Origin of the sequence: Paenibacillus camelliae (assembly GCF_023715345.1) — a bacterium.
Lineage (GTDB): Bacteria > Bacillota > Bacilli > Paenibacillales > Paenibacillaceae > Pristimantibacillus > Pristimantibacillus camelliae.
In genome coordinates this window covers 15,429-38,463 of sequence record NZ_JAMBNY010000014.1, presented here as the reverse complement: position 1 = coordinate 38,463, position 23,035 = coordinate 15,429, and the positions used below count along the sequence as shown (strand labels likewise).

The following is a 23,035-nucleotide window of genomic DNA, read 5'->3' as shown; positions in this document are numbered from 1 at the left end:
TGTCGATTTATAGGTAATGATGTTAAGATGAAGGTTGATGAGTGTATGATTATACTCTAAATGGAAAAATCCGGAAACCGATAAATATGATTCGCGGAGGGACGCAAGATGGCAAAGATTATCGTCCGCGGAGGTCAACGATTAAAGGGTACGGTACGTGTAAGTGGAGCAAAAAACGCGGTACTTCCTATTCTTGCGGCCTCATTATTAGCGACTGAAGGTAAAAGTGTAATTTCAGATGTTCCTGAATTAGATGATGTAATGACCATTCGTGAGGTATTAAACACTCTTGGTGCAGACACACTATTTGATCAGGAGACGATGACGATCTCTGCGGCACAGATTACGTCATCGGAAGCTCCATATGAACTGATACGTAAGATGAGAGCCTCCTTCTTAGTGATGGGGCCTTTACTTGCACGAGTTGGCAGAGTTAAAATTTCACTGCCTGGCGGCTGCGCGATCGGTTCACGTCCCATTGAACAGCATCTAAAGGGATTTGAAGCGATGGGTGCAAAGATTCAGCTAGACCAAGGTGCCATTGAAGCTACCTGTCCACAAGGGCTTCAAGGTGCAAAAATTTATTTAGATGTCGCAAGCGTTGGGGCTACTGAAAACATCATGATGGCAGCTTCCTTAGCTAACGGCACAACCATTATTGAAAACGCGGCTAGAGAACCGGAAATTGTTGATTTGGCTAACTATATCAACGCAATGGGTGGTAAAGTAAGAGGTGCAGGAACCGGAATTATTCGTATTGAAGGTGTTACAGCGCTGCACGGAGCCGCACATAGTGTTATACCAGATCGTATCGAAGCAGGTACTTATATGATTGCTGCTGCCATTACTGGCGGAGATGTATTCGTTGAAGGGGCTATTGCTGATCATTTGGCACCAGTTATTTCAAAGCTTGAGGAAATGGGCGTGAGCGTTGTTGCTCACGATAACGGTGTGCATGTACGTGCGCAGCATCCATTAAAATCAGTCGATGTTAAAACATTGCCACATCCTGGCTTTCCTACAGATATGCAGTCACAGATGATGGCGTTGTTGCTAGTATCAGAAGGAACAAGCGTCGTTACGGAAACCGTATTTGAAAATCGCTTTATGCATGTCGAGGAATTTCTTAAGATGGCAGCGAACATTAAAGTTGATGGCAGAACGGCTGTTGTAACAGGTAGCACTGCTTTGCAGGGAGCTAAAGTAACAGCTACAGATCTACGTGCGGGAGCAGCATTAATCTGTGCTGGTCTTGCAGCTGAAGGCGAGACGATGATTGATGGACTTCATCACATAGATCGCGGATATGTAGATATAACCGGAAAGCTTGCTTCGCTTGGTGCGAATATTACACGAAGCAGAGACCTGGAGGAGCCTTCTAAAATTAAGGTAAAGCATGAGTCTGTCGTTTTAACTCCAGTACAGGAATTAATGGCTTAGTCATTGAGATAGAAAGATAAACGGTGTACGTTCCAGTAAATGGACGTACACCGTTTTTTTGATCTATGATTCTATTCTTCTAGTTGTTTTCATAGGCTATAACATAGAGACGTGTTATTGCTATGGAGGAGAGTAAATGGTAAAACAATGGAGACTTTATTTAATCGCAGTTATGACCGTAGTCGTATTTATGAGCTTGTTAGTAACGTATGACCTGCAGCAAAAGAGTTCACGGACAAAGTCAGTCGTATACGCACAAGGGCAATCGGAGGTACTCGTCTTACAGGAGCTGAATCATCGACATAGTAATCGTATGGGGCAAGATAAGCAGCGTGAGAGAGTAATAGAGCAAGGGCCGAAGAATAATGAGCTACCTACAAATTCCGAAGGTATCGTAACCTCGGAAAATGATAGACAACCGAAGCTAGACACGCAGCAAGCTTCACAGAAAGAACCAGTCATCACTGTTCTATTAAGTAATGAAAATACCGTTGAACAGGTGCCGCTAGAGCAATATGTGCTCGGTGTTTCATTGGCTGAGCTGCCTGGAAGCTTTGAGTATGAAGCAATTAAAGCACAGATGATGGCGATTCGTACATATATTGTTCGTCGAATTCTTCAGGCAGAGAGGTCTGAGGAAAAGCAATCCTATATCGTAACGGATACGACCTCTGATCAGGTATATTTGTCGATAGAAGAAGTTAAAGCATATGAGGCGGATTATCCAGAGCCTTATGAAAAGTTTGTTAAAGCGCTAGAAGAAACGAAGGGGAAAATTATTAGCTATGAGAATGAACCGATTGATGCGTTGTTCTTCTCAACGAGCAACGGTTATACAGAGAACTCAGATGCTGTATGGGGGCAAGAAGTCGCTTATCTCAGAAGTGTTGCGAGCCCTTGGGATGAAGCGTTATCACCAAGTTATGAATCAGAGGTGAGCATCAGCTTTAATGAGCTGTATGAACGGCTTAATTTGAAGGAAAGCCGTAGAAACGGCAGTGTGAACATTACGAAGGTTGAACGTACGGAAAGCGGAAGAATTGAATCCTTGACTGTTAACGGTGCTAGCTTTACAGGAAAGGAGCTGCGGGAAAAGCTAGCTCTCTCATCTACGGATATGATGTGGACCATTGATAAGCAGCAGGAGTCCGTAACATTCATATGCTATGGGTACGGGCATGGTGTTGGACTTAGTCAATGGGGGGCCAACGGTATGGCCAAGGCAGGCTATCTAGCAGAAGATATTATTACGCATTACTATACTGGAGTTAGTATTGAACAAGCTAGCTTATAAGCTTGCAAAAAACTAGTAAAAATTCATTCATGTCACGTATAAAGCTGATCAATCTGGCAACAATGGCTAGTGAGGTGATATAAATGAATGAATTCAACAATCAAAACAAATCACAATCAACAGAGGATTCTCTTAAATCTGAAAAGAGAGTTTCTAATGTTGCCGAGCCAAAAACTGGTGTGAAAAGGCTGCTAGCCCAAAAATGGTTTTCTCCAGCATTGTTTATGATTACAGCAGCTATTATCGTTACCTTACTGTGGGTATATCAGGATAATTTTACTGACCAGCCAACCACAGGTACGGAGGTATCAGAGGAAGGTACTGCAGTAAACAGTGAAACAGACAAAGATGTTGCGGCAGTAGATATGGATGCTTCCGATGAGATTGCAGCGACTGGTGAGGATATGCAGTGGCCTGTTGCTAACATCAACGATCTTCAAATCGAGATTCCATTCTATGATACGAAAGCAACTGCAGTTGAAAATGAAGCTGCACTAATCCAAGTTGGCACAACATTCGCTCCTCATATGGGTATCGATTTTGTGCATCCTGATGGCATCGCATTCGATGTTCAAGCAGCTCTAGGCGGTACAGTAACCGTTGTAGAAAAAAATCCGATCAACGGTAATCTCGTTGAGATTAGTCATGGCAATGGCCTATCAACTGTTTACCAAAGCTTAAGCGATGTGGCGGTTAATGAAGGTGACGAAGTGCTGCAAGGCACAGTAATTGCTAAGGCGGGTCGTAATGATGTTGAGAGCGATCTAGGTGTTCACTTGCACTTCGAAGCAAGATTGAATGGTGACAATGTGAATCCAGGCGATTATATCGTTGAGTAATTGCGAGAGACCTGTTCTCCTTTTTGGAGAATAGGTCTTTTTTTTGTTATATTTATGAGCCGACTTGCATAGAGACGGGATAGGACAGGCTAAAGTATGCCGCTTGAAAAAATATTTATTGCATTTGTTACGCTCCAAGCTTGGACACAACGAATATCTGTAAGACCTACTCATATAATGTACCAAACTTAATACGAGTAGGGAGGCGGGAGCGTGCACGATTACATCAAGGAGCGAACGATCAAAATCGGTCGTTGTTTAGTCGAAACTAAGCAGACGGTCCGAACGATCGCAAAAGAATTCGGTGTATCTAAAAGTACGGTGCATAAAGATTTAACAGAGCGATTGCCAGAAATTAACCCTGAGTTGGCGGATCAAGTGAAGCACATTCTCGAATATCATAAGTCTATCCGTCATTTGCGCGGCGGAGAAGCAACGAAAATTAAGTATAAAAAGAATACGCCTAAAAAAAGAGAGGTGCTCACAGTAGGGAATCCGAAGTAAAGAGGTCGCAACTTTCCTTTATGAAGGAAATACCAATATAAAATATTTTTTAAGGAGAGGATTTTCTGATATTTTGGCGAATAATGTTATTAACTGTGATTATTTCCGGGGAAAAATAATACATTATTCGTTGGAGGAAAATGACCTAATGTTTAGTAAGGATATTGGTATTGATCTCGGTACAGCGAACGTATCGATTCATGTAAAGGGAAAGGGTGTTGTACTCGACGAGCCTTCTGTTGTTGCCATCGAGAGCGATACTAAAAAAGTACTGGCCGTTGGGGAAGAAGCTCATCGTATGGTAGGTCGTACTCCAGGCAATATTGTGGCAATTCGTCCGCTTCGTGATGGCGTAATTGCTGATTTTGATATTACAGAAATGATGCTGAAAGAATTTATCCATCGTGTAGATGGACGTACATGGTACTCACGTCCGCGCATCCTAATCTGTGCACCTACGAACATAACCTCTGTTGAGCAGAAGGCCATTCGTGAAGCAGCAGAAAGAAGCGGTGCGAAAGACGTGTATTTAGAAGAAGAACCAAAGGCTGCCGCAATAGGGGCTGGAATGGATATCTTCCAGCCTAGCGGCAATATGGTCGTAGACATCGGCGGTGGTACAACAGATGTGGCCGTATTGTCCATGGGCGATATCGTAACGGCTTCTTCCATCAAGGTTGCGGGAGACAAGTTTGACGAGGCGATCATGAAATATATTAAAAGCAAGTACAAGCTGTTAATCGGTGAGCGTACGAGCGAGGATATTAAAATTCGCATCGGGACTGTACTTGAGCAAGCACCTGTAGAAGAAATTGATATTCGCGGAAGAGACATGGTCACTGGTTTGCCGCAAACCATTACTATTCGCTCCAATGAAGTTCGTGAAGCGCTGTGGGATCCTGTTATGTCGATTGTGTCTGCGGCAAAGTATGTATTGGAGCAAACTCCGCCAGAGCTGTCAGCCGATATTATCGATCGAGGCGTAATATTGACGGGGGGCGGCGCTTTGCTGGGCGGATTCGATTCGCTGCTAGCAGATCAGCTGAAGGTACCCGTTCTCATTGCAGAAAATCCTATGCATTGTGTCGTTAAAGGCACAGGCATCCTCTTAGATAATTTGGACAAGCTGAAAAGATAAGCCGAACACGAATAAGCACTGGTAAGACGTCATAAGGGGGACGTGCTGAAGTGCTTATTCGTAATTGTTCGCGCTATTCACTAACATCGTCCTCTATCCGATATATACGTAGAATGCGTGACCAAAGATAGACGTTATGAACGACCTCTTATAAGTTCGGATACCGATGATGATGATGAAGGAGGAGCAACATGCTTAGAGGGCTCTATTCTGCTGCATCAGGGCTTACTAGCCAGCAGCGCCGACATGACACCATTACAAATAATATTGCTAATATAGAAACAGCAGGGTTTAAACAAAACACAACACCACTTCGTTCATTCAATGAGATGCTTCTGTCGATGACGGGTGTAGACAGTAACCAGCCGAAAACGATCGGAACCTGGACAGGCAACGTCTTTGCAGAAGAAAGCTTGACGTATCACTTGCAGGGTGATTTAACACAGACGAATAACCGCTATGACTTTGCGATTATTTCTAATATTGCAGTCGATGGCCTTATCTTCGATCAATCAGGCAAAGCTGTAACAGATAACGGAGAGGTTGTTTATCAGCCACAGGCGTATTTCACTGTGCAAAATGAGCAGGGTGAACGTCGCTACACAAGAGGTGGTCAATTTTCCGTAAATAGTGAAGGCTTTTTAACGACGAGCACGGGAGATTATGTGCTAGGAACCAACGATGAGCCAATCGTTCTTCCTGCTGGCGTCAGTATCGAGGATTTGACACTAACGAATGATCGTCGTCTTGTTACATCAGCAGGCACGGATACGGGAATTCAACTACTCATCTCTCGTATAGACAACCCTCATGGTCTAGTTCGCGAGGGTGATGGCAGCTTTAGATTAGAAGAAGGTTCAGCTGCTGCAATTACGGAAGATGATGCAGTAGAGGTGCGTCAAGGCTATATCGAACAATCTAACGTTGATATCACGCAGGCTTCTGTAGACTTAATGGCTGCACTTCGCGCCTATGAAGCGAATCAGAAGGTTATTCAATTCTATGATACAACGCTGCAAAAAACAGCTAATGACATTGGCAGAATTAGCTAGGGAGGTAATGATTCATGAATAGCTCCATGATAAAAGCGCTAAATTCGATGAACTCCTATCAGATGAAGCTGGATCTGATTGCTGATAATGTAGCGAACTCTAACACAGTAGGATATAAAAAGAAATCAGCTGTATTTGAAGATTTGCTAAACACGGTAAAGGAGCAGCCTGATAGCTTTGCGTTAGATGGACGTAAAGCTCCGCTTGGCTTTAATCAAGGCTGGGGCTCTAGAGTGACAGGTATTGCCACGGACTTTACCCAGGGTACGATGAAGGAGACCGGCGTATTAACAGACCTTGCTATTGAAGGAAATGCACTATTCCAAGTGCAGGTGGATGCAGCAGGAACAGCAGCCTATACACGAGATGGCTCGTTCCAAATTAGCATCAACGAAGCGGGAGAGGCAGTACTTACAACCTCTCAAGGCTATCCAGTGGTCGCGACGCTTCCTGATGGTTCACAGGGCAGAATTGTTGTGCCAGAGGGCTACGCGATGCAGGTTCGAGCGGATGGATCTGTGAATGCGGTGGATGAGATCGGAGATACTATTCCGTTAGGTCGTATTAGTTTGGTGGAGGCTGTACGTCCGGATGCATTAGTTCTTGCTGCTGACAACCTATTTGCATTAGCAGCTGGTGCGGATGCTGATCAAGCGGTAGCAGAGGTCATACCTAACACTGACAACCGATTGGCAGTTCGTCAAGGATACGTTGAGCAATCTAACGTAGATCTTTCCACAGAAATGACAGATATGATCAGAGTTCAGCGTGCATATCAGCTAGCTGCGAGAGCATTAAGCTCTAGTGAGACGATGATGCAAATAGCGAACAATTTGCGTAGTAATTAGGTGAAATTATGAATGAGAACCGTAACGATGAAGACAATTGGAAAGGTCCAGATGAAGCTTCTTTGCAGCATGAGACCTCTTTAACGAGAGCAAAAAAGCATTCATCAGCCACTGGAGGCAGATTTCAGCAGCTATGGCGTAGAAATAAAACACGTCAAGAATTGCCAGACGAAGAGAGAAGAGCGTTTACTCATGACGACGAGAAGCTGGCAGTCGATGCACCTGTACGCCGATATCCATTGTGGGCACGGACATTGCTTTGGATTTTAAGAAAAAGCATAGCACCTCTCATCATGATCGTCATGCTGCTTGCGGGGCTGTATATCGGTTATGTCATTATGGGGGATCAACCGAAGGAAGAAGCGTTTAAATTCAGCACCTACAAGCATTTGTGGGATTTAATATTTGCTGAATCATAAGCGACATAATTGCATATAGATGATGAATAATAATCAGTCAGCAGCCTGCTGGCTGATTTTTACTTTCCGTTAAGTTTTCATTTTAACTGAGGTAGTCTATAATAGTTGAAAGCTAGGTAAAATCATACACACACAAAGAGGCTTGCTTACCATTGAACATTCGTTCCAGCAAGCAAGCCTCCTTATCTCAACCTTCATTTCCTGCAGGACACTGAAGGGTATCTATAGTATGGGGACAAGTAGCAAAATTTATACGCATGAATGAACAAAGTGGTTGTTTCAATTTAATCCCTTGGATTAAGCAGCAGTGTTAACTGCAATATTGACATGGATTGTTGAAGCTTATGAAACACGCAATTAAAGGAAAAGAGGGACATACTAATGATGGATATTAATGAAATTCAAAAGATTATTCCACACCGACCACCATTTTTACTTATTGACCGAATCACAGAGGTTGTGCCTGGAGAGCGTGCAGTCGGAATTAAAAACGTGACAATGAATGAACCTTATTTTGTCGGGCATTTTCCAGGATATCCCGTAATGCCTGGTGTGCTAATTGTTGAGGCATTAGCCCAAGTGGGCTCTGTTGCGATGCTTATGCTTGAAGCCAACAAAGGTAAGCTAGGGTTCTTTGCTGGCATTGATGGCTTCCGTTTCCGTGGTCAGGTGACACCTGGCGATACATTAACGCTTGAGGTTGAAATCACGCGACTAAAGGGCTCGATTGGCAAAGGTAAAGGTACGGCAAAAGTGGATGGCAAGGTCGTAGCAGAAGGCGAGCTTATGTTTGCACTATCCGACCCAGCGAAGCAATAAAGGAATAAGAAAGAAGGTATCATATGACACGTTTAAATCAGGAGCAAGTCAACCATAGATATGAAAGCTGGATGAATGATCCATCCATTGATGCGGCAACGAAGCAAGAGCTAGCTGGTCTAGCTGGTAATGATCAAGAAATTATGGATCGTTTCTATAGAGACTTAGAATTCGGTACAGGCGGATTACGTGGGGTAATGGGCGCTGGAACCAATCGTTTGAATGCCTATACGGTTGGAAAGGCTACCCAGGGCTTAGCGAACTGGCTGCTCGCTCAAAAGCTTGAACAGCCTTCATCTGTAATCGCTCATGATTCGCGCAATAATTCTCCACAGTTTGCATTGGATGCAGCGCTTGTACTAGCTGCCAATGGAGTGCGTACTTATTTATTCCGTTCACTACGTCCAACTCCGCAGCTGTCTTTCGCTATCCGTCATCTTAAAGCAAGCACAGGTGTGGTTATTACAGCTAGTCATAATCCGCCTGAATATAATGGATACAAGGCATATGGGGCAGATGGCTGTCAGCTTGTGCCTGAGGATGCGGAGCAAGTGATAGCGGCGATTGCTGGCATAGCAAGCTTCGATGAGGTAAAACGGATGTCTCAAGCAGAAGCCGAAGAGCAAGGCTTGCTTGTATGGCTAGGCGATGATATTGACGAAGCGTACGTGAATACTGTCGTTGCTCAAAGCGTCAATCAACCGCTATTGCAAGGTGAGCTTGGCGAAAGCTTCAAAGTCGTATTCACGCCGCTGCATGGATCGGGAAATATGCCTGTTCGTCAAGTGCTTGCTGCCGCTGGCTTTAAGCAAGTGCATGTTGTAGCGCAGCAGGAGCAGCCAGACGGTAATTTTAGCACGGTCAAATCTCCTAATCCAGAAGAGAAGGAGGCATTCACACTAGCGATTGAGCTAGCTCGTAAAGTAGGCGCTGATGTTATCGTTGGCACCGATCCCGATGCTGACCGCATGGGTGCTGTTGTAAAAAACAACGATGGCGAATACGTCGTGCTGACAGGTAACCAATCTGGTGCATTGATGATTCATTACTTGCTTAGTCAGCTAAAGGAACGTGGCCAGCTGCCTGCTAACGGAGTAGTGATCAAAACCATTGTTACAAGTGAAATGGGCGAGGTTATCGCTAAGCATTATGGTGCTAGTGTTGAAAATACATTAACAGGGTTTAAATACATCGGCGAGAAAATGACCAGATATGAACAAACAGGAGAAAAGACTTTCCTGTTTGGCTATGAGGAAAGCTATGGTTACTTGACTGGAACCTATGCGCGTGACAAGGATGCGATTGTCGCTTCTATGTTGATTTGCGAGGCTGCAGCATATTACAGCACACAAGGGAAAACACTTTATGACGTGCTTGTTGAGCTGTATGAGCAATTTGGCTATTTCCTAGAAAGCCAGCAATCCCGGACATTAAAAGGTATTGATGGTGTGGCGCAAATCTCAGCGATTATGACAAACTTCCGTGAACAGCCGCCGGCTCAAGTGGCTGGAATTGAGATTGCTGAAGTGCTTGATTACTCTCAGAGCATTGATGGGTTACGTCCTGAGAACGTACTGAAGTTCATCTTGAAGGATGGTTCATGGTTCTGCTTAAGACCTTCAGGCACAGAGCCTAAGATTAAAGTTTACTTTGCCGTAAAAGGCACCTCTGCTGAGGATGCAGCTGCCAAACAGGCTGCATTAATTGAAGATGTAATGAAACGTGTAGATGGAATCTAATTTCGTTATGATATAGGTAGATACGTATATTAGCATTAGGATTGCCTACGAAGATGTAGCAGGCAATCCTAGCTTTGTTATGAGTAAAGGTTAGAAATGGAGGACTATCGTGCGCTGGAAGCAATGGAATAAAAAAGCAAGGACACTGCTATGGATCATTACGTTAATAGGAGTATTAGCAGCGTTACCTTTAGCATTCTTAAGAGTTGAGATGGAACAATCGGCCGATACCGTTGAATATGTATTCGACTATCGGGATTTAGAGGAAATTGCCAACTATCAAAGCAATGTTTCACAATTTATTGATGAGAAGCTGCTTGCTTTGAAGGACGCTGGAGTACAATCTATGTCGTTGTATGAGAGCTCCTTACGTGATCTTATGCAGTCAGGCCGTCTTGTCTATTATTCAGAGAAGGAAATGGCTTCTCTGCTAAGTAAAGTGCTCGACACCAATGTTAACCACACGTATGTTGTATTTACCGGAGAGCATGAAGCGGAGATGATCAAGCCGATCATAGAGCGCGAGTATGAACGACAAGGCGTGAATGTTACCGACTGGACTTATGAAGGTAAGCCAGCTTTAATTATCGAAGAAGCGGTCAATGCTGCGACGCTAAAAACATTAGACTTTGACCCGATTGCAGTGGAGAAGCTATCAAGCTATGGCTTCCAAATTATTGCAAGGTTCTCGGATCGCGTACAGCCATACAATATGGACATGGCTGAGCAGCAAATCAAACGTCTAAGTGAGTATGGTGTGACGCGAATCATTTTTGATGGTTCTAAGGCTAAAGGTGCAACTGACCAAGCCGAATTAAAAAGCTTGAATCATTTTGGAGCTTTGCTAAAGCAGCATGGTATGGGCGTTGCGGCCATTGAAAATCTTAAAGTTCCTCAAGCGGGCATGAGCACACTTTCGTATTTACTTGATTATGATGTGGTGCGACTATATTCCTTGTCTGAGAATGATAGCTTTACGATGACAGCCGAAGGGATGACCGATCGCTTCAAGCTTGCTGCCAAGGACCGTAACATTCGTATGTTCTTCTTGAATGTCGGCATCAAAGCTAACGGTAATACGGGAGTGTTAGAGCACTCTGCGGACAAGCTTATCGAGACGCTTTCTGGAGAAGAGGGTGTCATTGCTCAGATGGAAAAAGCCGGCTACCCTGATGGTATGGCTAGCGCCTTTCAATATGAGAACCCATCATGGACGAAGCTTGTACGTATGATCGTAGCACTGGCTGCAGTAGCGTTTATTACGCTGCTTGTTGGAGCATTTTTGCCAGGAACAGAAATCATCGTATTTGTATTAGGCTTACTAGGTTCAGCAGGACTATATGTGCTGAATAGCTCGTTAATGGAGCAAGCGTTAGCGCTTGGCGCCGCAATCAGTGGTCCGACGCTAGGTGTAATCTGGATGCTTAACCGTATATATTCACGTACCATTGGTGAACGTCGAATGCTCGGCAATACCAACTGGACGTTAAGTGGTACTACGCCAATTCATGATGGGACGGTGGAGACTGATCGCTGGATCTTCCCTGAGCTTCCACTATCTCGCAGACTTGGCTTAACGCTGAACTGGTTTATCGTAGGTACGATCATTACGCTATGTGCTGTACCGATCGTATTCGGACTGCTGTTTAACATTACGTACAGCTTAGTTATTGAGCAGTTTAGAGGAGTTAGCTTACTTCACCTAGGTCCAATTGCGCTCGTTGCGATTTACGTGCTGTTGTATCGAGGTCAAGGAGCGAAAGGCTCCATTACACGCCTTTGGAAGCTTCTTATGACACCAATTAGCTTATTATGGGTAGTCGTTGCTGTTATCGTGGCAGCAGTTGGGGCATACTACTTATCTCGCACAGGCAATAGCGGTCAGGTATCAGCGATCGAGATGATGATCAGACAATGGCTTGAAACAACTGTCGGCGTACGTCCGAGATTTAAAGAGTTTATGCTAGGACATCCTCCGCTTATTCTTGGATTGTTCTTAGCATTACGTTATAGAGCCTCCTGGCTGCTACTAATTGTCGGTACATTAGGTCAGCTAACGATGGTAAGCACGTTCACACATATTCATACACCAATTATGATGTCAACATTGCGTACTCTGTTAGGCTTAGGAATAGGTATTATTTTCGGCTTAGTGCTGATTGCGATATGGACAGTATTGGAAGGAGTTTGGCGTAAATGGGTATGGCCGAAGCTTCAACAACGTTTCGAGTAGTAATTTCAGGCTATTACGGCTTTAAAAATAGCGGGGATGAGGCAGTGCTCAAGTCCATATTATTAGCATTAGAGGAGCAGGGTAAAGCAGCAGGCATTACCCTTGCTCCAGTCGTGCTAAGTGGAGATCCAAGCTGGACATCAAAAAAGTACGGCGTGGAAGCTGTGCCACGCATGCACCCTGCGTCCGTGTGGCGTGCGATATCTTCTTCTGATGCGTTAATTAGCGGTGGGGGAAGCTTGCTTCAAGATGCAACTGGCATGAAAAGCATTCCATACTATACAGGGATCATTAAGCTGGCACAATGGCTCCGCAAGCCAACCTTTATCTATGCACAAGGAATTGGTCCTGTTCATCGTCAGTCAATGTACGCATTTATTCGTTCCGCGATGAATAAGAGTCAATATGTTTCGGTGCGTGATGAACAATCTTCACAATTTCTAAGCTCGATCGGTGTAAACACCAAAATCGAGATCGTACCAGACCCGGTTATGGGGATGCCGCTTCCTGAGCAGCGCCAGCAATTGCTGCCTGAAGCAAGTGGTGTACAACAGATCGGTATATCTGTTAGGTTTTGGAACAAGGATCGCTCAGACCTACAGCGGATTGGTGAGGCACTTATAGCGCTAACCGAGCAGCGTAACGTGATGCTAACATTTTTACCCTTCCATCTACCTGATGATATCGAAGCGTCACAGTTTCTAATCGATCAGATCCAATCACGGATCGGAGCAGGAAGCAGTATTAAGCTAATGGATCTACCCGATGACCCCATGCTGATGCTGCAGGCTGTATCGGAGTGTGATGCATTGTTCGGTATGAGGTTGCATGCGCTAATCTATGCAGCTAACCAGCGAGTACCGATGCTTGGCCTGTCCTATGATCCGAAAATTGATCAGTTTCTAAAGCGAATTGAAGCTAAAGTGGTAGGCACAACAAATGAGCTCGAGTCTAAGGAATTTGTGGAGCAGATGGGGAATATTTTAGATCATCGTGACCAATGGCTGGAGCAGCGAAGTCGACAAATTCAAACATTAAAAGAACAATCCCAAAAACCAGCGCAACAAATCAGTCAATTTTTGCGTCAGAATATATCGAGGTGATTTCCTCATGACGAAAACTATACCTAAAGTTCATATTTTCGGTATTCCTTTTTCGAAGATGGGAATGAAGGATACGGTTCAATACTTAACGGACCGAATTAATGCAAGAGAGCAAACACATGTCATAACAGCTAATCCGATTATGATCATGAGTGCACTGGAGAAGCCAACCTATAAAGAAATGATGCTAAAATCAGATCTTATTGTGCCTGATGGTGCGGGAGTCGTTTGGGCTGCACAAAAAGGCGGCGATCCTGTCGCTGAACGAGTCACTGGTATCGAGCTGCTTCACGAGCTGCTTAAGGTCGGTGAATCGCATCATTGGAAGGTGTACTTACTGGGTACTACACAGGAAATTATTGAAGCCGCAGCACAATCCCTTCAGATGCAGTATCCGCAAGTGCGCATTGTCGGTTATCGCAATGGTTTCTTTGGTGCCGATGAAGACGATGAGGTCGTTGCTTCTATTGCCGAGCTGAAGCCTGATTTATTGTTTGTTGCTCGAGGTGCAGAAACGCAGGAGCCATGGATCGTAAAGCATCGCGAGAAGCTAGGCGTACCGCTTATTATGGGCGTTGGCGGAAGCTTCGATGTCATCTCAGGTAAGCTTAAGCGAGCACCTGAGTGGATACAGAAGCTGCGCATCGAGTGGCTGTTCCGTTTGCTTCAGGAACCGAAGCGTTTGCCACGCATGCTGGTTCTGCCAAAGTTTATGTTAAAAGTGATGCGTAATAAAGAGAATGTTACAAAACATATTGAAAATTCGTAAAAACAGGCTAATTTCTGTTTTTTAGGTAAATTTCGATAGTAGTATTTTGTTTTCATTGAGAGTATAATTCAACACGATGCTTATAAGAAACGAGATATCTATACAAATGGCATCAGAGACGCTGGATAAGTTGATTGTCTACGGCTAATGATAACGGTAGACAACTTAATCTCGCTTGTAAATCCAGAGGGGGAGAATCTACACTATGTCTATTGGAGTCATTTATGCGATTGGATTCGCAATTGCTCTTATCGTTGCTTTACTTATCACACCGCTCGTTAAAAAATTCGCTTTTTTTGTAGGCGCAATTGATAAACCTAACCATCGCAAGGTCCATACGCGTATTATGCCAAGAATGGGCGGTCTCGCTATTTATCTTGCATTCGTGGTTTCGTTCTTTTGTGTTATCACGCTATTTCCAGAGGGGACACTGCTCGGTAAGGACTTGAATTTACTTAAGGCAGTGCTGGTAGGCGGTACAATTATTATACTGACTGGTGCGTTTGACGATCGCTTTGAGCTTTCAGCAAAGCTAAAGCTTGTCCTGCAAATTATTGCCGCATGCGTTGTCGTTTTTGGCTTTAACATTTCGATTGAATTTGTAAGCCTGCCGTTTGGTGAGGATATGCAGCAAATCAATGATTGGATTGGCATCCCTGTCACCATTCTATGGATTGTTGGGGTAACGAACGCCATTAATCTAATTGATGGACTGGACGGCTTAGCTTCCGGGGTATCAGGTATTGCGATAGCAACGATTTTAATTATGGCGATTATTATGGGCTTCACGCCTGTTATTTTACTAAGCACGTTACTGCTCGGCGGAATCATTGGATTTTTACGATATAATTTTCACCCAGCGAAAATTTTTATGGGTGATTCAGGATCATTATTTCTAGGGTTTTGCTTAGCGATGCTCTCATTAATTGCCTTTAAGCAGGTAACGCTTGTTTCATTTGTTATTCCATTGCTTATTATTGGTGTACCATTATCGGATACGTTCTTTGCTATTATCCGCAGGCTTGTAAACAAAAAGCCGATCTTTGCACCCGATAAGGGGCATCTGCACCATCGCTTGCAGGATTTAGGCTATGGACATCGCAAGACCGTACTCATGATTTGGGGCATCGCGGCTATATTCGGCTCGATGGCTATTGTACAGTCCGCAGTTATTAAGTTTAACGGAGCAAACTGGATTACATTTGCCGTTGTATGTATTGTCATCTTCCTAACTCAAATTGGGGCTGAGGTAATCGGCATTGTAGACAAGTCACGTCGACCGCTGATCGGGTTATTGCATAAGCTGGGACTCAAGCTTGGGATCGTCAATTCACAGTCACGTAGTAAATAATCTTTTTCAATATAAAGGTGCTCAGGATCATTGAAGGATGATCCTCGAGCACCTTTTTTGTCATTTCGGAACGAAAGTTGTCATTAGCAATAATTTCATATTACGACCACTTTAAATCCAACCTCATCCAACCGATATAAATGATACGGAACTTTTTAGCAAAACCTGCGTCTAAAGTAGTAGAGTAATAGTAAATTGTGGGAAGGAGTTACTGTAGGACATGCCGTTCATGCTCATGTGATATGCACAGTGTGCAGTTCATATAGAAAAAATATCGAAAAATGTCATGAAGAGAGGAGTATTCACTTGAAAAAACTAGTATCGATCTTTTTAGCACTGGCACTCATCGTTACATTAATTCCAGTGTACGGTCCGGCGAGTCAAGTTGATGCCGCAGGGAGTTTCTTTATCTTCCCGAATGAGAAGGATGATAAAACATCTGCACGGATCGTTTCAACTAAATACGTAAACCTATCAGGAACGATTAACGGGGTTGTTGGATCTTCTATTAGCTATAAGGTGGAGCAGGTAACGCTCAATAGTGATACACCATTAAACAGCACAGAGGATATTACAACAGGAATTACAACGACAGGTGATAATCGACTCACTGTATCGAATGTAGAGCTGTTTCCAGGCCTGAATAAAATTACGTTTAAAGGGGTTGCTGGCACTTCAACACAAGAAGAATCCATCTACATAGAATTCCGCGACAGCCCGATGTTGAATGACTTGAAAATTTTATTCGAGAATAGATCATACGATGTGTTGGAGAATGGCGTAACGATGCTATACTCTGACGGTCAAACGCAAACACAAACAGGTGTGATAACGATTGATGGTTATGCACCGAATGCTTCTAAAGTAACGGTAGAAATCAATAACTTCAGCTATGATTTTAACGTGTCTCAAACAGGCAACTTCCGTTTTACTACATCCCAGCTTACGATTAATAAAGGGATGAATACGATTAAGTTTAAAGTGACCAACGGCGGACAAGTCATTGAGACGACTCGTCAGGTTACGCTTTACAACGGTGAGGTTACATACTTCGATGAGAGACTTGAGAATAGCGGTAACTCATATGCATTATCTTACAATGGTGAGTATACGGTAGATATGAATAACCCGCTTGTTCTTAAAGGAAAGGCGATTATTCCTTTGCCGCTATATGACGTTGCGAATATCGCTACAAACTCGAATCCTGTTGATGTAACGGACCCATCGACTGTAGATAGTGTGCTTAGACGTAACCTAAGTCTTGCAATTACAGGAGTAGCTACTAATCCTACAGTTAATATCGTTTCTTTAAATCCATCGGCACTAACGGCTGATACGAAATACGTAACAGTAGAGTATAGCTATACATTGCCTAATACATTGGCATTCGACACACAAATCAGAATGACGATGAAGGCTCCAAACTCAACACAATACGATACATCAAGTACAAGACAGTTTGTTTTGCGAGATGGTAATAAAGCATATATCGCAGACATTAACTATCTATCTGGGTACGATGCATCCGTAACATCTCCAAGCCGCATTAAAGCGCTGCAGCCTACAGATATTCCAGCAGCAGGTGTAGAGGTATACTCTATTCCAATGGCTGTTGAAGTTCTTATTGCTAACCATGGGAACTTAGGGACATCATACGAAGATGAGATCGAAGTTACCATCAATGGAACCAACTATTCATTTGAAGTGCTTAAAGATAATAATCAAGCGATAACTGAGGTAGTTACGAGAAATGTAGACGGCATAGAGGTGTCATATCTTCGCGTATTCCTTAAATTTTCTAAGCTTGATAAATCAGGTACAAATACGGTTGGATTTAAGCTTACAGATGCGACTAATGCTGTAACTGACGTTAAAAACGTAGTGTTCAAGCTTCAATATGGTCCGTATGTGAAGTTTGAGAATGTTGTAAATGGTATGTCTGTTAATTTCGATTCGTATAAGGATAATAATGATGATCTTGTCGAACGAATTGGCGCGTTAGTTGGTCGTATTATGAACATCGCCAACTATAAGGATGTTGTCTATAAAGACGAAATCGACACTAATACTAATGTAAGAACGAAGCGTCAATCGGTATTCTTATACTTAAATAACGTTGAAGTTCCTATTCAAGCATTTTCAGTAGATGCAGATGGTTATCCAACTTCATCGTTGTTCCATCCAGTTGGAACAGTAATTGATCCTAATGGAAAAGTAACATCATTCACGAGTAATTTTAGTGATAATCTTGCATCCATTATGAATAAAGCTGGAGAGAATACAGTTAAGTTTGTATTCCAATCAAGTAATTACAGCTATGAGAACACGATAAAGTTTAACGTTGTTCCTACGAATCTTCCAAGTGTTCCAGCACCTAACACGGACGGGGTATATCCTTATACTTCTGGTTCAGATAACTGGCCGCCGAAGTCCAATGATGCAAACTTTACATTTAGTAACGGCGCCTATACGACAAGACAAGCTGAATTTAACGTGTATGGTACATTCGATTTTATTGATCTAGGTACTACAAAGGAAGAGGTCGAGCAGAAGCTTGATTCAAACACACAAAACTCCATTACTGGAGCAGATTATATTGTTACCATTACAAATCCTGACTGGAACTCTACAGTAAATTGGGATTTAACCAAGCAATTTAAGGCAACGGACAAGCAACGTAATATTAAGAAAACAGACACAGGTGCTGATCTCTTATTCAACAGTGGCAAAGAAAGCGGTTCTACGCCGGATGCAAACATAACATTCTACTACGACATGGAATCACAGAATTTCTTCTTCGATATTACGAATCAGAAAATGCCTGAGGATGGTAGTCCACTAGTATATGTTATTACTGTATATAATGCGGGTCTAACAGGACCTCGTGCAACGTATCGCTTAGAGGTTAACCCGATCTCTATTCCATACAACATTAAGTCGCCGGTTGTGGAAGAGCGCGTAACGAATAAGAACTTTGTAGAGGTCATTATTACTTCTCCAGGAGCAGAATCGATCACGATCGGTAAGCAGGAGATGGAAAAAATCGATTATATTGATTACAGTCAAGGTACAACGTCAACCGTAAAAGCGTTCCGTGCCATCGTAAATGATCTGAAGGCCAACAAGGACACGAAGATCTCCTTTACGATAAAACGTGGCGATAATACGACAACGGACACGTTTAATGTAAAGTATGTACCGACGAATATACCTGGTGCGCAATATCTCGAAACGATGAAAAGCTCTCATAAATTGTTTAATAATACATTGGCATTAACTTTTCCGAAGAGTACGAATTTAATACGTCCGAAGTACAATGAATCAGCAAACTATGCTACGCAGGTTTATAATAACCACGACATCTTGTTTGCCATTGCTAACCCGAACGACGGAATTATTGATCGACATATGTTCGAAAGTCAGCCGCCTGATTATTCAGCGAATAGTCAAGCGACAGGAGATCTTCATATTAAAACAAGATTTGAAAGCTTTGCGAACCGATTCATTAAAGCAAGTCCATTGTTCTGGATTGATGCTGGTCTAGCCGATGATCCAGATGTATCGTCACCACAGTACGACCCGATTACGAGCGGCTTAGATCCATTCCCGTTCCCGAACGTTGTAGGGAAGCATACAGGAAACTTTGCTAGTCGTTACGGTCAAATCAACCGTGAGCTCGTGCCAAGCAATGTAGGCTCGTTATCGATAACGTACGATAAAAGCATTGTACAGAGCGCTGGAACGACGATAACGGTATTCCGCTTCGATCCATACGCTAGTACTTGGGAAAACATTGGCGGGGTTGTCGATGATAAGAAGGGTACGATTACTGTTCCATTTGAGAAGTTCGGTTACTATGTAGCCGTGAAGCTAACGCGCAGCTACAACGATATTATCGATCATAGCTATGCACGTGAGGCGATGGAGGCTATTTACTCTAAAGGGGTAATGAACGCAGTTGAGCCTGTGAATCGCTTTGGTGGAGATGAGTACATTACACGCGGAGAATTTACACGTATGATAGTGCGTGCACTTGATCTTCCGCTGAACTACTCTGGAAGCCTGCATTTTACGTACTATCCAGAAACGATTACGAATGCAAGCAACTCCAACTCTATCTATGACTATCGTTACATTGAAACAGCCGCTCGTGCGGGCATTGTAAACGGAACAAGACCTGGCTTCTTCGGTGAGGATGTATCCATCACTCGTCAGGATGCAGCGGTCATTCTCGCTCGTGCATTGGAGCTTAAGCTAGAGACCAACTCAACAAAAGCAAGACAACAGCTAGATAAAGCATTCCTCGATGGAGGAAACTTCGACTTCTATGCAATCCCTGCGGTGCTTGCCATTCAGAAGAAGGGCTTTATCGTAGGTAAGCCAATTAACAGCGCAGATCCAAAAGCAGGATCTATCTTTGATCCGAAAGCTAGAATGCTGCGTAGTGATGCGGCAATCATCATGGCACGTGTTATGAACAGCTTGAAGAAGCTACCTCAAATTTATAATTAGTATGGAAGCCAAAGCGGTATAAGAGGAGACTCTTGTACCGCTTGGTGCTATAATGAAGGTATGGTAAAAGTTTGGTATCGACTTCAATTCTAGTACAGGCTATACTATTAATAGAAATTTGAAATAAAAATTTCCATCACGCTTCCTTAACTCGAACTTCAAAAAACTTCTGAATTGAACGCAACCTTTTTAGTTTTCATGCGTCTAAATGAATGTAAGTTTGATTGAGAGGTCAGGGAACCTGGAATTCGGAAAGATTTGGAATGAAAATTCAACTTCCTCTTTACGGTCTGGGCACAACATTGTATAATGTTATAGTGATACACGTAATCTAGCACCATTCTCTCATTGTTTACAAGTTTCTACAGCGTGTAACTTATCTAACAGTCATGCTCGTAGACATCATTTAATATTACGTGCTCTACTCTAGGAAGGGGGTGAACTGGCTATGAGTAAAACGAGCCATTTATTATCAAAACAAAACTCTCAACAACCGAAGCAATTTAGAGGAGGAGAAAAAAAGGTTATGAAAAAAAGTTTATCTCTATTAGTTGCAATTGCAATGGTATTCTCCATGTTTGCAACTGTTGTATCTGCTGACGGTAAAGCAGCAGGTCAAAAACTCCAAGATCTTGGAGTGATTAAAGGTACATCCGCAGGTCTTGACGAAGACAAAGAATGGTTACGTCAAGATGTAACAGTTCTTGTTGCACGTCTACTAGGTGCTGAAGAAGAAGCTAAAGCACACGCTAATACACACGGCTTTGAAGATCTTGATTCTAAGTTCTACAACGGTTTTGTGTCTTGGGCTAAAGAAGAAGGTTATTTCACTGGCGAAACTACTACTAGATTCGGCGTAAATAACCCTATCACTAACCAACAATTCGCAGCAGTTCTTCTTCGCGTTCTTGGCGCTGATAAAGACGTTGCATATGCTGACGTATTCGAAAAAGCAGTTGAACTAGGTCTAGTTTCTGAAGATCTTGACAAAACTGCTAACGCTATCCGTGGCGATATCTACAGCTCTCTAGTAACTGCTCTTGATTTCAAAATCGATGGCAAAAAACTAGGAAACATCCTTGGTCTTAAAGGATATGAAGTGACTGATCTTGAACTAGTTAGCGCTTCTGCATTCGTTTCTACAGCTGTATCTCTTGAGTTCAACACAGATCTTAAAAAAGTTTCTAACGAAGACGTAACAGTTGTTAACTCTAACGGTAACCCTGTTCTAGTTGAAAAAGTTACTGTTGAAGGTAACAAAGCACAAGTTTCTCTTGCTGGTAACCTAGTTAACGGTTCTGCTTACACTGTTACTGTAAATAACGCAATTAGCAACGAAGACAACGTACTTGAAACTGCTTCTGCAGACTTCACTTACACAGCTCCTGTTGCTGCAAGTGTTTCTTTCAAAAACACTACAGTTCAAGTTGGTTCTAAACTAGAGCTAGTAGTTAAAGATGCTAACGGAAACGATGTTTCTTCTGAATTCGGTATTAACGATTTCACAATTACATCTTCTGCACCAACTGTAGTTGTTCCTAGCACTTTGAACACTGCACTTCCAGCTAATGCTGGTTACATCTCTGTAGTTAATGCTACATTGAACAACAACAATGCTGTAACAACTGGTAATGTTATCATTACTGTTAAAAATGCACTATCTGTATCTATCGATACGCTTAAAGTAGCTGGTACTGACAACAACACTGTATACCTTGGTGCTAACGGTTCTGCGGCAACTGGTACAATTACACGTGTAGTTAAAGACCAAAAAGGTGATGAGATCGCTGCTCCAGAAGTAACTTACAGATCTCTTAACCCATCTATCGTTGTTGTAAACAACACTGAAGCTGCTGGTGCAACTTCTCAACCATTTACAGCTCTTCAAGCGGGTACTGCTACAATCGTAGTAACTGCTAAATACGATGGTTTCACAGTTTCTAAAAACCTTGTAATTACGGTTAAAGCTGCACAATCTGTTGCTTCTTATGACCTATCTTCTACAAACATCAGCGTTGTTCAAGGTACTTCAATTAATAACTCTGTAACTGTTACTGCTAAAGACCAATACGGTCAAGCGCTAAGCGGCGTATCTGTTGCATTGACTGTACCTGCTAACAACAACGTACAACTAGTTACATCTTCTCCAGTTACTACTGATGGTAACGGTCAAGCTAAGTTTGAATTCCAAGCTGGCGCTGACACTGGATCTGTAACTGCTACAGTTTCTGTACAAATCAACAATGCAGCTGTAACTAGAACTCTAACTGTTAACAACGTAGCTCAAGCTGCTGCTAACGGTTACCTAGTTGAAGCTGATGGCACTACAATCGATTTCAACCGTCATACTACTGACACAAACAAACACCTAGGTGAAACTAGCCGTACAATCACTGTTTACACTAAAGACGTTAACGGTAACAAAACTGGTATCGTAAACACTGGTGTAACTGTTGAATCTGCTGTAACATCTGGTTCTATCCTAACTATTACTGGTCAATCAGTATCTGCTACTAAAAAAGGTACTGAAGCAGTAAACGTTAAGCTTAACGGTGTAATTGTTGGTACTGTAACATTCACAGCAGCTGCTTCTAACGAAACAATTGTTGATAAAGTTACTCAAAACAAAACATCTATCAGCATTGACAAAAATGCTACTCAAGCACAATTGACAGCTGCTCTATTCGACAAAGATAACGGTGCTCTTGTTGGTGCGAATATCTATGGTGATGCTCTTGCAGTAACTCCAACAGCTATTCTAAGCTCTAACAACTCTATCGTTGCAGCTTCTGGTGCAACTGCTAGCCTAACTGGTTCTACTGGTAGCACAGTTCTTACTATCCAAGTAGGTAACAGCTTCTACGTAGTAAACGTTAATGTTAAGTAATTATTACTTTATTATTAACAAATCTTAAATAAAAAATCCTTCCCTCTGGGAAGGATTTTTTATTTATATCTCGCAACTTTATCTAGGG

Annotated in this window: 16 protein-coding genes; all 16 read left to right on the top strand. The window is 42.8% G+C overall.

Annotated features, from left to right (window positions below; genetic code table 11):
* Positions 1-108 precede the first annotated feature (108 nt).
* The 16 genes from murA (at position 109) to M3180_RS17995 (ending at position 22,947) form a co-directional block, all read left to right on the top strand.
* Positions 109-1,440, top strand: a complete 1,332-nt coding sequence (gene murA, locus M3180_RS18070) for a UDP-N-acetylglucosamine 1-carboxyvinyltransferase (RefSeq protein ID WP_251670083.1) — start codon at positions 109-111, stop codon at positions 1,438-1,440.
* 136 nt (positions 1,441-1,576) lie between these two features.
* The gene (spoIID, locus tag M3180_RS18065) at positions 1,577-2,734 is read left to right on the top strand and encodes a stage II sporulation protein D (protein WP_251670080.1); all 1,158 of its coding nucleotides are present in this window, start codon (positions 1,577-1,579) and stop codon (positions 2,732-2,734) included.
* A gap of 83 nt (positions 2,735-2,817) precedes the next feature.
* The gene (locus M3180_RS18060) at positions 2,818-3,573 is read left to right on the top strand and encodes a M23 family metallopeptidase (protein WP_251670078.1); all 756 of its coding nucleotides are present in this window, start codon (positions 2,818-2,820) and stop codon (positions 3,571-3,573) included.
* 213 nt (positions 3,574-3,786) lie between these two features.
* Positions 3,787-4,077 carry a sporulation transcriptional regulator SpoIIID gene (gene spoIIID / locus M3180_RS18055; protein WP_251670075.1) on the top strand — a complete coding sequence of 97 codons (291 nt, stop codon included), beginning with the start codon at positions 3,787-3,789 and terminating at the stop codon, positions 4,075-4,077.
* A 148-nt stretch (positions 4,078-4,225) separates the two neighbouring features.
* On the top strand, positions 4,226-5,215 hold the full coding sequence (mreB, locus tag M3180_RS18050) for a rod shape-determining protein MreB (RefSeq protein ID WP_251670073.1): 990 nt from the start codon (positions 4,226-4,228) through the stop codon (positions 5,213-5,215).
* 191 nt (positions 5,216-5,406) lie between these two features.
* A complete protein-coding gene (locus tag M3180_RS18045) occupies positions 5,407-6,267 on the top strand; it encodes a flagellar hook-basal body protein (protein WP_251670071.1) in 861 nt (286 codons plus the stop codon).
* Positions 6,268-6,281: 14 nt separating this feature from the next.
* Positions 6,282-7,115, top strand: a complete 834-nt coding sequence (locus M3180_RS18040; protein WP_251670069.1) for a flagellar hook-basal body protein — start codon at positions 6,282-6,284, stop codon at positions 7,113-7,115.
* Positions 7,116-7,123: 8 nt separating this feature from the next.
* Positions 7,124-7,534 (top strand): DNA-directed RNA polymerase subunit beta, encoded by a 411-nt coding sequence (locus tag M3180_RS18035; protein WP_251670067.1) that lies wholly within the window; start codon positions 7,124-7,126, stop codon positions 7,532-7,534.
* 381 nt (positions 7,535-7,915) lie between these two features.
* Positions 7,916-8,353, top strand: coding sequence for a 3-hydroxyacyl-ACP dehydratase FabZ (gene fabZ / locus M3180_RS18030; protein ID WP_251670065.1), 438 nt, complete (start codon positions 7,916-7,918; stop codon positions 8,351-8,353).
* 23 nt (positions 8,354-8,376) lie between these two features.
* Entirely contained in the window at positions 8,377-10,092 is a 1,716-nt protein-coding gene (locus M3180_RS18025; protein WP_285855789.1) for a phospho-sugar mutase, read from the top strand.
* Between the two features lie 109 nt (positions 10,093-10,201).
* Positions 10,202-12,325, top strand: a complete 2,124-nt coding sequence (locus M3180_RS18020) for a DUF5693 family protein (RefSeq protein ID WP_251670063.1) — start codon at positions 10,202-10,204, stop codon at positions 12,323-12,325.
* Positions 12,289-13,428, top strand: a complete 1,140-nt coding sequence (gene csaB, locus M3180_RS18015) for a polysaccharide pyruvyl transferase CsaB (RefSeq protein WP_251670061.1) — start codon at positions 12,289-12,291, stop codon at positions 13,426-13,428. The genes M3180_RS18020 and csaB overlap by 37 nt, the downstream gene beginning before the upstream one ends.
* A 7-nt stretch (positions 13,429-13,435) precedes the next feature.
* On the top strand, positions 13,436-14,197 hold the full coding sequence (locus tag M3180_RS18010; protein ID WP_251670059.1) for a WecB/TagA/CpsF family glycosyltransferase: 762 nt from the start codon (positions 13,436-13,438) through the stop codon (positions 14,195-14,197).
* A gap of 205 nt (positions 14,198-14,402) precedes the next feature.
* On the top strand, positions 14,403-15,548 hold the full coding sequence (locus tag M3180_RS18005; protein ID WP_251670057.1) for a glycosyltransferase family 4 protein: 1,146 nt from the start codon (positions 14,403-14,405) through the stop codon (positions 15,546-15,548).
* 306 nt (positions 15,549-15,854) lie between these two features.
* Positions 15,855-20,060: an S-layer homology domain-containing protein gene (locus M3180_RS18000; RefSeq protein ID WP_251670055.1), complete on the top strand. Its 4,206-nt coding sequence runs from the start codon at positions 15,855-15,857 to the stop codon at positions 20,058-20,060.
* A 448-nt stretch (positions 20,061-20,508) separates the two neighbouring features.
* Positions 20,509-22,947: a beta strand repeat-containing protein gene (locus tag M3180_RS17995; RefSeq protein WP_251670053.1), complete on the top strand. Its 2,439-nt coding sequence runs from the start codon at positions 20,509-20,511 to the stop codon at positions 22,945-22,947.
* Positions 22,948-23,035 lie beyond the last annotated feature (88 nt).

Bases quoted from the DNA above. Each gene is read 5' to 3' on its own strand.
- murA (WP_251670083.1), top strand. From the start codon at position 109: ATGGCAAAGATTATCGTCCGCGGAGGTCAACGATTAAAGGGTACGGTA.
- spoIID (WP_251670080.1), top strand. From the start codon at position 1,577: ATGGTAAAACAATGGAGACTTTATTTAATCGCAGTTATGACCGTAGTC.
- M3180_RS18060 (WP_251670078.1), top strand. From the start codon at position 2,818: ATGAATGAATTCAACAATCAAAACAAATCACAATCAACAGAGGATTCT.
- mreB (WP_251670073.1), top strand. From the start codon at position 4,226: ATGTTTAGTAAGGATATTGGTATTGATCTCGGTACAGCGAACGTATCG.
- M3180_RS18045 (WP_251670071.1), top strand. From the start codon at position 5,407: ATGCTTAGAGGGCTCTATTCTGCTGCATCAGGGCTTACTAGCCAGCAG.
- M3180_RS18040 (WP_251670069.1), top strand. From the start codon at position 6,282: ATGAATAGCTCCATGATAAAAGCGCTAAATTCGATGAACTCCTATCAG.
- M3180_RS18035 (WP_251670067.1), top strand. From the start codon at position 7,124: ATGAATGAGAACCGTAACGATGAAGACAATTGGAAAGGTCCAGATGAA.
- fabZ (WP_251670065.1), top strand. From the start codon at position 7,916: ATGATGGATATTAATGAAATTCAAAAGATTATTCCACACCGACCACCA.
- M3180_RS18025 (WP_285855789.1), top strand. From the start codon at position 8,377: ATGACACGTTTAAATCAGGAGCAAGTCAACCATAGATATGAAAGCTGG.
- csaB (WP_251670061.1), top strand. From the start codon at position 12,289: ATGGGTATGGCCGAAGCTTCAACAACGTTTCGAGTAGTAATTTCAGGC.
- M3180_RS18010 (WP_251670059.1), top strand. From the start codon at position 13,436: ATGACGAAAACTATACCTAAAGTTCATATTTTCGGTATTCCTTTTTCG.
- M3180_RS18005 (WP_251670057.1), top strand. From the start codon at position 14,403: ATGTCTATTGGAGTCATTTATGCGATTGGATTCGCAATTGCTCTTATC.
- M3180_RS17995 (WP_251670053.1), top strand. From the start codon at position 20,509: ATGAGTAAAACGAGCCATTTATTATCAAAACAAAACTCTCAACAACCG.